At 46.0% G+C, this 14378-nt stretch carries 13 protein-coding genes; 10 read left to right on the top strand and 3 right to left on the bottom strand.

Annotation, left to right across the window (positions count from 1 at the left end; translation table 11 throughout):
• The first annotated feature begins 8 nt into the window (after positions 1–8).
• The 9 genes from IFU39_RS15880 to IFU39_RS15920 are packed head-to-tail and all read left to right on the top strand — an operon-like array spanning position 9 to position 9049.
• Positions 9–860 (top strand): 3-hydroxyacyl-CoA dehydrogenase family protein, encoded by an 852-nt coding sequence (locus IFU39_RS15880; protein WP_091013879.1) that lies wholly within the window; start codon positions 9–11, stop codon positions 858–860.
• Entirely contained in the window at positions 850–1929 is a 1080-nt protein-coding gene (locus tag IFU39_RS15885; protein WP_446740342.1) for an HAD-IIIC family phosphatase, read from the top strand. The genes IFU39_RS15880 and IFU39_RS15885 overlap by 11 nt, the downstream gene beginning before the upstream one ends.
• A 15-nt stretch (positions 1930–1944) precedes the next feature.
• On the top strand, positions 1945–2208 hold the full coding sequence (locus tag IFU39_RS15890) for an acyl carrier protein (RefSeq protein WP_091013881.1): 264 nt from the start codon (positions 1945–1947) through the stop codon (positions 2206–2208).
• Complete coding sequence (locus IFU39_RS15895) at positions 2205–3089, top strand: hypothetical protein (protein WP_179086485.1); 885 nt, start codon at positions 2205–2207, stop codon at positions 3087–3089. Before IFU39_RS15890 ends, IFU39_RS15895 begins: the two co-directional genes overlap by 4 nt.
• Positions 3090–3114: 25 nt before the next feature.
• On the top strand, positions 3115–3855 hold the full coding sequence (locus IFU39_RS15900; RefSeq protein WP_105599779.1) for a thioesterase II family protein: 741 nt from the start codon (positions 3115–3117) through the stop codon (positions 3853–3855).
• Between the two features lie 35 nt (positions 3856–3890).
• Complete coding sequence (locus tag IFU39_RS15905; protein WP_091013886.1) at positions 3891–6224, top strand: ABC transporter permease; 2334 nt, start codon at positions 3891–3893, stop codon at positions 6222–6224.
• 12 nt (positions 6225–6236) lie between these two features.
• Complete coding sequence (locus tag IFU39_RS15910; RefSeq protein ID WP_047843824.1) at positions 6237–7004, top strand: ABC transporter ATP-binding protein; 768 nt, start codon at positions 6237–6239, stop codon at positions 7002–7004.
• Positions 7005–7064: 60 nt separating this feature from the next.
• Entirely contained in the window at positions 7065–7700 is a 636-nt protein-coding gene (locus IFU39_RS15915) for a TetR/AcrR family transcriptional regulator (protein WP_091013887.1), read from the top strand.
• 20 nt (positions 7701–7720) lie between these two features.
• Complete coding sequence (locus IFU39_RS15920; RefSeq protein WP_076214246.1) at positions 7721–9049, top strand: MFS transporter; 1329 nt, start codon at positions 7721–7723, stop codon at positions 9047–9049.
• Between the two features lie 161 nt (positions 9050–9210).
• On the opposite strand, the gene IFU39_RS15925 is transcribed toward IFU39_RS15920, so the two are convergent.
• The 3 genes from IFU39_RS15925 to IFU39_RS15935 form a co-directional block, all read right to left on the bottom strand.
• Positions 9211–10035 (bottom strand): carbohydrate ABC transporter permease, encoded by an 825-nt coding sequence (locus IFU39_RS15925; protein WP_192133604.1) that lies wholly within the window; start codon positions 10033–10035, stop codon positions 9211–9213.
• A 1-nt stretch (position 10036) separates the two neighbouring features.
• Entirely contained in the window at positions 10037–10909 is an 873-nt protein-coding gene (locus tag IFU39_RS15930; RefSeq protein ID WP_192133606.1) for a carbohydrate ABC transporter permease, read from the bottom strand.
• A 105-nt stretch (positions 10910–11014) separates the two neighbouring features.
• A complete protein-coding gene (locus IFU39_RS15935; RefSeq protein WP_192133608.1) occupies positions 11015–12316 on the bottom strand; it encodes an ABC transporter substrate-binding protein in 1302 nt (433 codons plus the stop codon).
• Between the two features lie 171 nt (positions 12317–12487).
• Between IFU39_RS15935 and IFU39_RS15940 the strand changes: the two genes are divergently transcribed.
• Entirely contained in the window at positions 12488–14374 is a 1887-nt protein-coding gene (locus tag IFU39_RS15940) for a cache domain-containing sensor histidine kinase (RefSeq protein WP_342345668.1), read from the top strand.
• The last annotated feature ends 4 nt before the right edge of the window (positions 14375–14378 follow it).

Genomic DNA, 14378 nt, shown 5'->3' on the forward strand with positions numbered 1-14378 from the left:
GATTAGGTATGCATAATCGACTCATTGCAATCATTGGCGCAGGTGTGATGGGATGCGCCACAGCACTGGATGTCGCGAGGGCTGGTTATCGTGTGATTTTGCAGGATATTTCGGCGTCGGTCATCGAACACGCTCCTGATGTTATACGTCGTGAATATCGTTCAGCTTGCTTCCTGAAGCAAGGGTACGGTCAGGTGCCCCTGGATCAGATCATGGAACGAATTTCGTTCCAGACACAAGATGAAGGTGTGGAAGAGGCAAGCATCATTATTGAAAATGTAACTGAAAATCTGGAGTTGAAAAAGGAAGTTTACGCACGACTATACCACACGGCTCGTCCGGATGCTTTATTTGCGCTAAATACAAGCTGTATTTCCGTGACAAAGCTCGCTTCATTTTTGCCTGACCCAGGTCGAGTCATTGGGGTGCATCTGATGAATCCGGTTCCCGTTAAATCCATGGTGGAGGTGATCAAAGGACATCATACAACACAGGGTACGGAACATGAGATGGTGGCGTTTTTGGAAACTCTTGATAAAAGTCCAGTTGTCATAGAGGATCTGCCCGGGTTTGTCTCTAATCGCCTTTCGCACTTGTTAATGAATGAAGCGGCGTACATTGTACAGGATGGAATCGCTACACCTGAGCAGGTGGACGCCATTATGAAGAAGGGCTTCAATTATCAGATGGGGCCGCTTGAGACGGCGGATCTGATTGGTCTGGATACGGTCGTGCATTCATTGAAAGTATTGTACGACAGCTATCAGGACCCCAAATTCCGATGCTGTCCGATGTTGCAGAAAATGGTTGATGCAGGACAGTGGGGGCGGAAGACGGGTCAAGGATTCTATGCCTACTAAGATGAAGGGTGGCATGGCCATGGAAAAGCTCAAGGAAATCAAGTGTATCGTTTGGGATCTGGACCACACCATATGGGATGGGGTTTTGCTTGAATCTGCAGATGTGCAACTGAAGCCGGGCTTAAAGGAGGTGATTGAAAAACTGGACCAGCGAGGTATTTTGCACTCTGTTGCCAGTAAAAATGATGCAGAACTAGCTTGGGCGAAACTAAACGAATTGGGCATTGCTGAATATTTTCTGTATCCCGAAATCCATTGGGATGCGAAGTCCGTCTCTGTTCAGCGGATTCAGCAGAACATTAATATCGGCATGGATGCCATTCTGTTTGTGGATGATCAACCTTTTGAACTGGAAGAAGTGCAAAGTGTACATGCTGACATCCAGGTACTTCATGCGGATCAATATGAAGCCATGCTTGATGACCCAAGGCTGATGCCCCGATTCATTACAGCCGACTCTGCGTGCAGAAGGCAGATGTATCAGGCGGATACGCTCCGTAAACAGGCTGAGGAACAGTATGAAGGACCTTCAGAACAATTTCTGGCTACGCTCGGCATGAAATTTTCCATCTACGAGGCTACTGAGGATGATCTTCAACGTGCAGAGGAACTTACTGTCCGTACCAATCAGCTAAATGCAACGGGAATTACCTACAGTTACGAGGAGCTGCATCAACTGATGACCTCGCAGGACCATATGTTATTGGTGTGTGAACTCGAAGACAAATACGGAACGTATGGCAAAATTGGACTTGCACTAATTCACATGCAGCAGAAAGTATGGCGGCTAAACATGCTTCTGATGTCTTGCAGAGTAATGTCCAGGGGAGCAGGGAGTGTGCTGCTAACGTATATCATGCGTGAAGCTCAGAAGCAGGGCAAACAGATGCTTGCGGACTTCAGGGATACCGGAAGGAACCGAATGATGAATATCAGCTATCGCTTTGCCGGTTTCAAGCAGCAATCTGCAGATCAGGAAGGAAGAGTACTGTTTTATCATGATTTGCAGCAGGCTGTAGAGTTTCCAGATTACATTCAGGTTTTAGTGCCCGAGGGGCAACATCAATAACAAGGGGGAAGGGCAGTGGATTATCGTCAGGAAATTCGGGAGTTTATCGGGAACAACCTCACCATGGATCATGAGGACACTCAAATTAATGATAATGACAATTATTTTGAGCAGCGGTTCGTCAATTCGCTCTTTGCGATGCGTTTGGTGGACTTTGTAGAACGTAAATTTCAGATTGAGATCGCAAATGAAGATCTGGATTTGGCTAATTTCTGCACGATTAACCGTTTGCATGATCTTATTGAGAGAAAGTTGACTGAGAAGGAGGCGGCACTATGATTACAGCTAATCAGGCATCCATTCGTCCAGTCACAAGTCCGGCAACCAGCCCGTCCAACAAATATATGTATTTGTTTTTGGGAATTTCCTTTGGCACATGTTATGGAATCGCAAGTTTGTTCATGTTCTTTGCGGATTTTATTGTACCCATAACAGGTGAGTTAACCTTGATGCATCCACTTGCGATCGTTGCTCTGTATTCACCTTCCATTGCCGGATTAATTACATGTTATGTGATGGGCGGAACGGAAGCATTAAAAGGAATGTTTATGAAGCTGGTTCCGCGCAGACAGGACCTGTTCTGGATACCGCTCATTATCGGAATTTCCATCATCTTTGCATCAACAATGCACTTTGGTTCCTTGTTATTCGGCATACCGGTCCCTGAGTTGACATATAGTGTACCTGAAATGATCTGGTTGGGGATTGTGAATCTGATCAAGGAGACGGGGCTGATTGGTGGGCTGTTTGGCTGGATCGGATTTTTGCTTCCATTCTTGCAAGGGAAGTTAAAAAATAATATAACAAGTGGTCTGATTACCGGCCTGTTGTTCGGATTATGGGTGCTTCCGGGATACTTGATTTCCTCTTTTGGCACCTCAACCACTTACATATACTACGTTGTTCAGCTTATGGCATTTATCGTGTTCCAAAGTTATATCTTCAATGCAACCAAAGGTACACTTCTGTTCTATCTCCTTGCATTCTGGCTTGTAGCCACAGGAAGTCAAATTGATTTGTACTACTTTAATCCGCAAGTTCAAATTATGCAATTTTTCTTTTTTGCAATATCGGCTATTGTCATTCATGTCATCTTCAAGCGTAAAAATGTGGATACTTCACTTCAGACATTCCCTGCATATGTTCTGGAAAGAAAGTAAGCCTGGTTATGGTGGTGGATAAGTGATGGAACCGATCTATTTGGAGCAGCTACAAAAGGGGAAGGGAGACAGACAAATGGTCTGTTTTCCTTATCTCGGTGGCAACTCCAACAGTTTTCAGCCCCTAGTGCCGTACCTTCCTGACACGGAAATTTGGGCGTTTACGCCCCCGGGTCATGGTCTGAACACCGAAACACCCCTGGAGCATATGCAGCAACTCGTAGAACTGTATACCAGCAAGTTGCTGGATGTTATACAACCTGGCAGTCTGTTATTTGGACATAGTCTGGGAGGGATTACAGCCTACTTCGTTGCGCAGCGCTTATGTCAGGAACGTCCAGATGTAGCTAAAACGCTACGGCTTGTGTTATCTGCCTGCAACACGCCTGACGAATGCGGGATGCAGAATTATGATCGGATGTCAGACGAAAATCTGATTGATCATCTGTTTTCCTATGAAGCTCTTCCGCAAGAACTGATACATGAAAAAGAATTATTGAATTATTTTCTGCCCGTCATCCGTGCGGATTTCAGGATGCTGGAATCTGCAGCAACGCTTGAATATGAGCCGCTCTCATTGCCGGTATTGTATCTGTGGGGAGAACTGGATCGTACGGTTACCCTTCAATCAGCGTTGAGATGGGGCCGATATTTTCGCACATCCATGAAGCTTCAAACCATCAAAGAGGGTGCTCACATGTTCATGATGCATCAACCTTCAATGGTGGCGCATTGTCTGACAAGCTTTATGACTCCAGATAAATAGGAACAACTTGTAGATGAGAGGAGCCATGTTCGTTTATGCTGCTACGAATGCTGAGAAACGATATAACGAGAAAAAAAGGGATTACGGCTGCGTTATTTATTTTTGTACTGCTGGCCGCCTTGCTGGTATCTTCGGGGTCACGAATGATTATGGAACTGACGAGTTCCATCCAATATCTATTTTCTGAATCCAAAACACCACACTTTGTGCAAATGCATGCCGGAGAACTCGATCAGGCCAAAGTGAACACATGGGCTGAAGAAAATGCCATGGTCCAGCAGCATCAGATTGTGGAAATGGTCAACATTGACGGCTCTAATCTGTTTCTCGGAGCAGAGTCCGAAAAGAACAGCGTTATGGACATTGACTTTGTTACACAGAATCAGGGTTTCGACTATTTGTTGAATCTGGACAGTGAGATTATTCAGGTTAACGATGGCGAGATCGCGGTTCCGGTATATTACATGCAGCAAAAAAAATTGAGCGTGGGCGACCAGGTTCGGATCGATAATGGTCAATTTGAGCGTTCTTATACCATCGTTGATTTTGTCCGTGATGCTCAGATGAATCCATCGGTTGTGCACTCCAAACGTTTTATCGTGAGTGCAGGGAATTTGCAGGAACTGAAGCAGAGCATCGGAGAGATGGAGTATCTCATTGAATTCCGGTTGACGGATCCCGGACTGACGAGTGAATTTACCCAGGCTTACCAAAATGCAGGGCTTCCCAATGCGGGTCCAGTCGTAACCTATGGGCTGTTCCAGGTATTGAATGCCATGACCGACGGAGTTATTGCAGCCGTTATTATTTTGGTCAGTCTTGTGCTGATTCTGATCGCGATGCTTTGCATCCGATTCACGATGCTTGCGACCATCGAAGAGGATTATCGTGAGATTAGTGTCATGAAAGCGATTGGGATCGCAGAGAAGGATATTAAGAGACTGTATCTGATGAAGTATGTATTTATGGCCGGATTTGCATCCGTACTTGGTTACATTGCATCACTTGGCGTTAACAGATTATTTGTTTCCAACATCATGTTGTATATGGGAAAAGCACCTGCAACCCTGTTGCATTTCGCGATTCCGTTATTAGCCGCTGGAATCATATTTGCCATGGTTGTTCTGTTCTGTCGAACGGTACTGCGACGTTTTCGTTCCATCTCCGCAGTGGATGCTCTCCGTACCGGGAGCCTGGGAGATACACAGATCATTCGAAACCGGCTTAGTTTGTCCCGCAATCGCTGGTCTTCTGTACCTGTCTTTCTTGGTCTGAAGGAAGTCATACAGCGAATCAAGATGTTCCGATTATTGTTATTCGTCTTTGTAGTCAGTTCATTTATCATGATTGTGCCGGTCAACTTCCTGAACACTTTGCAGGCGCCAAGTTTTATTTCTTATATGGGTGTTGGACAAAGTGATATTCGCATTGACTTGAGGCACACAGATGATGTGGAGCAGCGTTATGACAATCTGGTTGCCCAGATCCAAAATGATAAAGACATCAAAACATATTCCCCATTGGTAACAAGCCAGTTCAAGATTAAAAATGCGGAAGGAAGTTACGACAATCTGAGTGTAGAAACTGGGGATTTCAGTATTTTCCCATTGTCTTATGTTAGCGGTAATGCGCCAACAACTGAGAATGAAATTGCGTTATCTGATGCCAACAGTAGCGAGCTGCGCCTGAAGACTGGTGAGCAACTTACCTTGCTGGTTAATGGCAAGGACCAGATGATGACAGTCAGCGGGATATACCAGGACGTTACGAATGGTGGGAAAACGGCGAAGGCCTTATTGCCCTACAACAAGGATAGTGTGTTGTGGTATGTGGTCAGTTTGGATCTGAATAATCGCGGGGACATGGCTACCAAAATTGCTGAATATGAGGCGGCTTTCTCGCCAGCCAAAGTAACCGATCTTCAAGGTTATCTGGATCAGACGTTAGGCGGAACCATCCAACAATTGAAATTGGTGACGATGCTGGCCTTGGTCATCGGTGTCTTCATATCTATTTTAATTACAGCACTGTTCCTTCAGATGTTAGTAGCCAAGGACAACAACGACATTGCTGTACTAAGAAGTCTTGGGTTTGCCTTGTCTAAAATCAAGTTCAAGTATGTCGTGATGTCACTTGTCATATTAATCTTAGGGGTTGTTACTGGAACGATATTGTCCAATACGTTGGGTCCGTTGTTGGTTAGTGCTATTATGTCGACGTTTGGTGCTTCCAATATTGTTTTTGTTGTTAACCCGTTACAGGCATATGTTTTGTGTCCATTGTTACTTGCAGGCACGATTGTACTAACAGCATGGATAAGCATCCAATCGATCAAAGAAACGAGCATCTCCAAAATGATTGTCGAATAGGGAGGATCAACGATGACAACTATACTTGAGGCTAAAGACGTGAATAAATCCGTAGCGATCGGCGAGAATGAAGAACATAACATCTTGAAAGATATCAACCTTCAATTAAAAAAGGGAGAATTTGTTTCCATCATGGGGCCATCTGGCTCAGGCAAGTCTACCTTACTGTACAACATAAGTGGTATGGATCAGATTAGTGCTGGAAGTGTCTATTTTAATGGCAAAAAAATATCGGCATTTGAGGAGAGGGATCTGGCAAGTCTACGTTTGACCAAGATGGGATTCATCTTTCAAAATATTCATCTGCTCAAGAATCTGAATCTATTAGACAATATCGTTCTTTCCGCGTATCTGGCCAAGAATAGCAGCAGAGAAACGATTAATACACGGGCAATGTCATTAATGAAAAAAATGGGGATTGATGAGCTTGCTGGGCATAACATCACCCAAGCCTCAGGTGGACAGCTTCAACGGATTGCCATCTGCCGTGCGCTGATCAATAATCCAGATATTTTATTCGGCGATGAACCAACGGGGGCGCTGAATTCCAAATCAACGTATGAAATCATGGATATTCTGGGCGATATTAATGCAACAGGTACAACCATTCTGCTGGTGACCCATGATGTGAAAGTCGCTGCCAGATCGGAACGTGTACTGTTTATGATGGACGGTAAGCTTGTTGCAGACAGAAATATTGGAAAATATGCAAGAGAGCGTCAGGATCTAAAAACAAGGGAAAGCCATTTGGCGCAATGGTTGACTGAAATGGGGTTCTAAAAAAAGAACTCCATGACTACAATAGACCGACAGTCGGTCGAACGTATCGGAGGCCAGGATATGAGATTGATAAAAAATCCGGAAGAACGAAGGAACGAGATTTTGGATGCCGCCGAGATTCTGTTCATAACAAAGGGGTACACCAAAGCTACGGTCATGGATATCCTTCAGGCGTGCAACATTGCCAAGGGTACATTTTATTATTATTTTCAGTCCAAGGAAGAGGTCATGAACGCCATCGTCATGCGTTTTATTCTGAGCGGGGAGGCATCGGCCAGGCACGTGGTGTCCGACCCCAAACTGAATGCCCATGACAAAATTTTTCGCATCATGATGGCGCAGAATCAGCCTGACGGCAGAAAACATGATCTCATCGAGCAATTGCACAGTGTTCATAATGTGGAGATGCACCAAAAGAGTCTTGTAGAGACGGTAATTCGATTAAGTCCCATCTTGGCCGAGGTGGTAGAGCAGGGCATTCAGGAGGGGGTATTTCATACACCTAACCCAAAGGAATCCATCGAATTCCTGCTCGTATCGTCACAATTTTTGCTGGATCGAGGCATCTTTCAATGGGAGGAGGAAGAACTCGAAAAAAAGGTTGAAGCATTCACACAGATTATGGAACGTGTGCTGGGAGCAGAAAAAGGAAGCTTCGCCTACGTCACTCGTCTCTATTTTCCGAATCAAGGTTAGCCGAGAAAGGAGTATCATCCATGGAACATACCGTTCAAAAATCATTTAAAAAGTTTCTGGTAGTATGGTTCGGTCAGCTCATCTCCATGATTGGGATTGGACTTACAGCCTTCTCCCTGGGGGTGTATGCTTTCGAAAAAACGAATACGGCAACAAGTGTTGCATTGATTACCTTATTCACGTTTCTGCCGAATATCCTGCTTCGACCTATTGGAGGGGTATTGGCAGACCGATTCGACCGTCGAACGATGATGATTATCGGCGACCTGGGGTCGGCAGCCGGTTTGATTTTCATTCTGTCCATTATGCTCACAGGTGATATCCAATTATGGCATATCTATGTGGGAGTGGCCTTTAGTTCGGTGTTTTCCGCGTTGCAGAGCCCGGCATACAAGGCCTCTGCTACGGACCTGCTGGATAAGGATCAATTCTCAAAAGGAAGCGGTCTTGTACAACTGGCTGAATCCTCGAAGTTTCTGTTTTCACCCATCATTGCGGGCATTCTGCTTAGTATAACAACCATTGAAGTCATTCTGGTCATTAATATTCTGACATTCCTGGTTGCCATTCTGGCTGTGCTGGTTATTCGGAAGAGCATGAAAGTGGAGCGAGAGGATCGAGAAGGAAAAAACTGGATCACCGATATTCAAGAGGGCTGGAGAGAAGTTGTAACCAACAAGGGAGTACTGTTGCTGGTGGTGATTATTTCACTTGTCACCTTTTATCTGGGATTCCTGGAGACACTCATTGGTCCGATGCTTCTGTCATTCACGGATGCAAAGACACTTGGAACGTTTCAGTCTGTAAGTGCCATCGGCATGCTCATTAGCAGCTTGTGCATCGGCATATTTACAATAACAAAGAGATACGCTAGTGTGCTTGTGATGGGTCTGATTTTGTGCGGTTTGTCCTTTTCGCTTCTGGGGATATCTACCAATATTTATTTTATTATCTTCGCAGGTTTTCTGTTCCTGTCATCGCTGCCGTTTGTCAATATGAGCGCAGATGTGCTGGTGCGAAACAATATCGCCAACGAAAAGCAGGGCAGGGTATGGGGAATCATTGGTATTCTGTCACAACTCGGGTTTATTATTGCATACAGTTTGGCTGGATTTCTGGCCGACCATGTGTTTAATCCGCTGTTGATGGAGGGGGGAGCACTGGCTTCTTCTGTTGGTCAAATTATTGGAACTGGGCCAGGCAGAGGTATTGCCTTTCTGTTTATCATCGCGGGTCTGTTTGTTATTCTGATCGCAATAATCACATCCCGTTTGAAAATGATCAAATCTCTGGAGCAGAGCCCAGATATAACAGCTCCATCCGATGTTGGAGGGTTGGCGCACGATTAATGCGAATCCAACAGCGTAAGCCCTTGCCCGCAGCAGCGTGTGATACTTCTTGTGTACGAAGAAGTGATTCACACGATGAGCAGACAAGGGCTTTTTGTGCTGAGGAGTCAGCAGATGTACTTATGAAAGATGCGTTTGTATATTTGGATTGTCGGTGGAGCTTACCCTTTAACCGCCCCTGATGTTAGTCCTCCTACAATATACTTTTGCCCAATGAGGAACACAATCAACACAGGCAATGACGTGAGCACGATATCGGCACTGACCAGATTCCACAGGGCACTGAATTGTCCAAAGAAGTTATATACAGCTAGCGTCATCGGCCACATCTCCACTGTATTCAGCATATAGAGTGGGGCAGTAAACTCATTCCAGACACTTAGGAAATTAAGAACAAATACCGTTACCAGCACCGAGGTTAACAAAGGTACAATGATTCTCAGGAACAGCTTGATCCCATTACATCCGTCCATGATCGCGGCTTCATCCAGCTCCTTCGGGATGTTAGACACAAACGCATACGTAATGAACAGTGAGATCGGAATGCCCATGGCCGTGTAGAGCAGAATCATGCCGACATGTGAATTGATCATACCCATCGACTTCATGACTTCCATCAGCGGAATGTAGTTGAGCGGTAGTGTGATACCGAGAATCAGGAAGAAGTACAGAAACTTGCTGAGCCTCGAATGGTTACGAGATAAAGTGAAGGCAGAGAAGGCCACAACAAACACCAATAGCAGAGAAGAAGCCCCGGAATGCAGCAGACTGTTGAAAAAGGAACCGCCCAAATGTCCCTGTTCATAGACAATTTTGTAATTTTCGAAGATAAACTTCTCGGGCAGCGTCAGCTTCAGCACTTTGGCCTCGGCGTCCGACTTGAATGAATTCAGTACAATGACAACAAAAGGAATCAGGACCACCAGGCTGAGCAGCCAGGCGAGTGCATTTAACCCGATCGAAGCCAATCTTTTTCTCAATCGCATGTCAGTATTCCACCTTTCGGTTCATCAAACGAATGATGAAAAAGGAGATGATCGCCATGATGACAAACAGAATGGTAGATAGCGCACTCCCTAGCCCCCAGTACCCTTTGGCAAAAGAGGAATAGACCGCCGTGTTAATCACATCTGTTGCGTTACCGGGGCCACCGTTGGTTAGCACGTATACGGCATCGAAAACTCTCAGCCCATACGTAATATTGAGCACCGTGGCAATGGTAATCGTAGGCATCAGCATCGGAATCGTGATCCGGAACAGCTTTTGCCCAAACCCGGCACCGTCAATGGACGCTGCCTCGTAATAATCCCGGGGGATGGCGAGCAGTCCGGCGATGAACAGCACCATGATGTACCCCATGCCTTTCCACGTGTCCACTGCCATGATGGATGGCATGGCCCAGTTTAGGGAGCCCAGCCAGTTTTGGGCGAGAACATCCAGCCCTAATGAACGCAGGGTTACGTTAACGAACCCGTTGTTGGGGTCAAGCAGACTTTTGAACACAAGCCCAACAATCAGGAACGACAGCACCTGCGGGGAGAAAATGATCATCCGGTGCAGATTGGCGGCCTTTACACCGCTAACTAGGAGTAGAGCCAGAAATAAGCCCAGAACGGTCTTGGCGATGGATGTCACGAGGGTGAACAGGACTGTGTTTTTGATAAAAAGAAGATAAGTCGGATCACCCGCCAATATGGTACGGAAATGCTCCAGACCGATAAAGTTCTTCTCCGAACTATAACTGTTCCAGTCGGTGAAGGAATAATAGATGCCCAGCAGGGCGGGAGCAACGATGAACAGCAGATATAATACAATCGCTCCAGATGAGAAATACCAGGGATAGATTTTGTTCGCATTCATAACCGGTAACACCTTTCCTTCCTGCCAAAACAAAATACATGAGCGGGCAAATGCCCGCTGCATGTAACGCTGTTCAGCATTTATGTTTATCTACAATATGCGCTATTACTGCCACTTCTCATCTTTCAGCACTTTGGCTTGTTCAGCACGGCGTTTATCAATGTTTTGCAGAATCTGATCCGGTGTCATGGCTCCAGCGAACATGCCCGACAAGTCTTTACCAATATCCATCCATTGTGGATCAATATATTTCACAGCGGCCTGCATGACCGTACCTTTTTCATGTTTTTTCTCATAATCAATATAGTCCTGTGTCAGCTTTGGTTCGATTTCCGGCCAGCAGATCGTCAGATTACCTTCACCTTCGTCGAACACACGTTGCAGATGATCATGCTCAGTAATCCAGCGGAAGAATTTCAGCACTTCTTCGGGATGTTTACTGTTTTTGTTACCAAACATGGCAGCTGAACCGCCGGGATTCACACCAATCGTCTGATTATCTCCCCACGGCATGACGAAGAACCCCATATTGTCTTTCATTGCCGGATACGCTTCGGAGACTTCCTTTTCCGTCCCTGGAACCCGCAGCAACATCGCTGCTTTCTCCTGACCAAACGCCTCAATTCCCGCTTCTACCGTATTGGACAAGAAGTCTTTGCCGAAATAACCGAGATCCGCAAATTCTTTCAACTGTTCAATGACCGTCTTGAGTTGCGTCATATCTGCGACTTTCATCTCATTATTGTTCAGCTTCTCGTACGTTCCCGCTGTTGTTTGCTCATAGTTAGGCCCTGTTTCGAACAAAGGCAGAACCTGATACCATCCGCTGGCAGGTGCTTGATAGAACGGAGTAATGTCTTTATCCTTAATTTTCTGGCTGATTGCCTTGAATTCGGCATAGGATGTAGGAGGCTCTATGCCGAGCTCTTGGAAGATACGTTTGTTATAGTACACATACCAGATTTTCGTTGGCGCAAAAGAAACCCCGTACACCTTGTCATTGTGACTGACGGTTGGCAAAATCTCTTCAGACATCCGACCTGTAAATTCCTCATTGGTCAGGTCAATGGCATTTTCCTCCGGTCTTACGTTAGCCGGCATGCTCAGTGGGTCCACATCGACATTGAAAATGTCAGGTGCTTCGCCAGAGGCCAGCTTCACCTTGATCAGGTCACGCCACTGTGCGTCAGGGACGACTTGGAAGTCAATTTTGACACCGGTTTCCTGCTCATATTCCTTGGCCATCGTCTGCATGATGCCTGTACGCGGAATACCGGATTGGCTTGTTCCAAACGTGAGTGTCACCTTACCCGAACCTTCCGTACTTTTACCTGAGTTGCACCCGGCAAGCAGCAGGGTGGAGAGCAGGAGCACACTTGCAAGCGAAAATAGAAATCGTTTTCTCATCATTGAACCTCCCGGAATATAAAGAAAATTGTCACTTGCCGAAACGCTTAATGTAAGCGTATTCTTATGTGGATAACTTTACTGTGAACAGCGAATACGCTCAATAGACAAAAGCGTTCTGTTGGGTGGACATTTTCGAATGGTGTGACAGATATCATCATAGGACGAGGTGTGAGGGGATTGCGGTATCGATTTGGAACGCTTCAGCAAAGTCTGTTTGCCTATTACTCTGCGGTATTTATTATCTTTTCGCTGATTGTGGCGGGGCTTCTGTATGTTTTTCTCGCAAGTGACATTCGTCAGCGAAGTGAAGAACAGCAGAGACAACTGGGGGTATCAATCGTCAGTAATCTGGATCAGGAAGTGGTGAAAATGAACAACTTCTCCATGAATATCGTGTACTCCAATCTGGTCAAAGAACACTTCAGTCACTACTTGGCACCAGCGGAGGATAGCGAGCAGACAATGACGAGTGATCCGGCATTGTATAAGGATACAACCACACTAATTGATGTCATTCTCGCGATCATCAGCAGCTCCAATACAGCCAAGCAGGCCAATATCTATGACGTGAACGGCAAGATGTTGGGAGCGGGTGCATTCAACGGTCAACTGTCGGTAGACCTGACTCAGCGACCGTGGTACAAGGAAACCTGGGAGCGGAGTGGCTGGCGAGTGATCCAATTGTTAGAGGGCGGAGCCTTGCCCATGCCGACCGGCGAGGGAAAATCAGATCAACCTTATATTTCGCTTACCCGTGTATACAAAGATGGCAACTATGTCAGCCAGGGCGTCGTTGAGATTTTGCAGGATGCCGGAACCCTGTTCCAGCATTTGAATGAATTGCAGGCGAATAACAACGATCTCCGGATCTATGTAGTGGATGAACAAAATACACGGTTGTATCCACTTTCTTCGGATGCCGGTGCTTCTCAAGCAGGCCATTTCGATGATGTGGACTTGATTCAAAATCTTTCATTTCCGCCTGATACGATGCAGGAGATCACCGATCCTTTGAATCATTCCAGACAAATGATGACGTACATGACATCACAGGAGACGGGATGGACCGTTGTTGTCATGCAGTCCAAACAGTCCCTTTTCGCGAGTCTCAACCGGATGGCTGTGATGTTTATCGGTGCCACGTTAGCTACTCTCGTGCTGATTCTGGTTCTCTCGTATCTGATCTCCAAACGGGTTACTTTGCCGCTACATCGTTTGCAGCGTATTATTCAGAAAACGGGTGAGAATGATCTGGTATCGGGTCAGGATTCGGGTCAGTTGTTCAAGCTGGAGCATCCCGGTTCTATTCGGGAGATGGATGAGCTGAATGATACGTTTATCCGGCTGAATCAACAGCTTGTGCAATCGTTTCAGGACAGGCTGGCGATGAAATCTCAGGAGACAGAAGCGAGATTACTGGCGCTGCAATCCCAGATGAACCCGCATTTTCTCTATAACAACATCACAAATATTAGCATCATGGCGGAAGAAGGCATGAATGAGCAGATTGTCGCGTTCTGCACCAATATTGCGTCTATGCTGCGTTATATTTCTACTCCGGGAAAGAATGGGGTTCCCCTGTCCCAAGAACTGGATTATTGTGAGCGATATCTGGAGTGTATGAAGATTAGGTTCGAGGATGATCTACACTATGAGTTTCATATTCCAGAAGAGATGAAGTATATCCAGGTTCCGATGCTGATGGTACAACCACTACTCGAAAATGCCATGAAATATGGACTGGGTGATTCCCCTCCATGGAGACTGAATATTACTGGAGATATGGATGCGGTACAGCAGACCTGGCAGATCCACGTGGAAGACAACGGGCCTGGCATGGAACCGGAGGCACTTGCCAAGATCATGCATTACATCGAACAATCACAGGAGTGGGAGCGTATGCCTGATCTCGAAATTAACGGCATGGGACTCAAAAATATATGGGTCCGATTGAAATTATGGTATGGCACGGCAGCCCACATGCAGATCACGAACAAGCCTTCCAGCGGTGTCCAGATTACCATAGGCGGTTCCATTCGAAAGGAGCATGACTGAACCC

Origin of the sequence: Paenibacillus sp. CFBP 13594, assembly GCF_014842675.1 — a bacterium.
Taxonomy (GTDB): domain Bacteria; phylum Bacillota; class Bacilli; order Paenibacillales; family Paenibacillaceae; genus Paenibacillus; species Paenibacillus amylolyticus_B.

Coding starts and splice junctions, on each gene's coding strand:
- IFU39_RS15925 (WP_192133604.1), bottom strand. CDS start 10,035: ATGCGATTGAGAAAAAGATTGGCTTCGATCGGGTTAAATGCACTCGCC.
- IFU39_RS15920 (WP_076214246.1), top strand. CDS start 7,721: ATGGAACATACCGTTCAAAAATCATTTAAAAAGTTTCTGGTAGTATGG.
- IFU39_RS15915 (WP_091013887.1), top strand. CDS start 7,065: ATGAGATTGATAAAAAATCCGGAAGAACGAAGGAACGAGATTTTGGAT.
- IFU39_RS15900 (WP_105599779.1), top strand. CDS start 3,115: ATGGAACCGATCTATTTGGAGCAGCTACAAAAGGGGAAGGGAGACAGA.
- IFU39_RS15935 (WP_192133608.1), bottom strand. CDS start 12,316: ATGAGAAAACGATTTCTATTTTCGCTTGCAAGTGTGCTCCTGCTCTCC.
- IFU39_RS15910 (WP_047843824.1), top strand. CDS start 6,237: ATGACAACTATACTTGAGGCTAAAGACGTGAATAAATCCGTAGCGATC.
- IFU39_RS15905 (WP_091013886.1), top strand. CDS start 3,891: ATGCTGCTACGAATGCTGAGAAACGATATAACGAGAAAAAAAGGGATT.
- IFU39_RS15885 (WP_446740342.1), top strand. CDS start 850: ATGCCTACTAAGATGAAGGGTGGCATGGCCATGGAAAAGCTCAAGGAA.
- IFU39_RS15880 (WP_091013879.1), top strand. CDS start 9: ATGCATAATCGACTCATTGCAATCATTGGCGCAGGTGTGATGGGATGC.
- IFU39_RS15895 (WP_179086485.1), top strand. CDS start 2,205: ATGATTACAGCTAATCAGGCATCCATTCGTCCAGTCACAAGTCCGGCA.
- IFU39_RS15930 (WP_192133606.1), bottom strand. CDS start 10,909: ATGAATGCGAACAAAATCTATCCCTGGTATTTCTCATCTGGAGCGATT.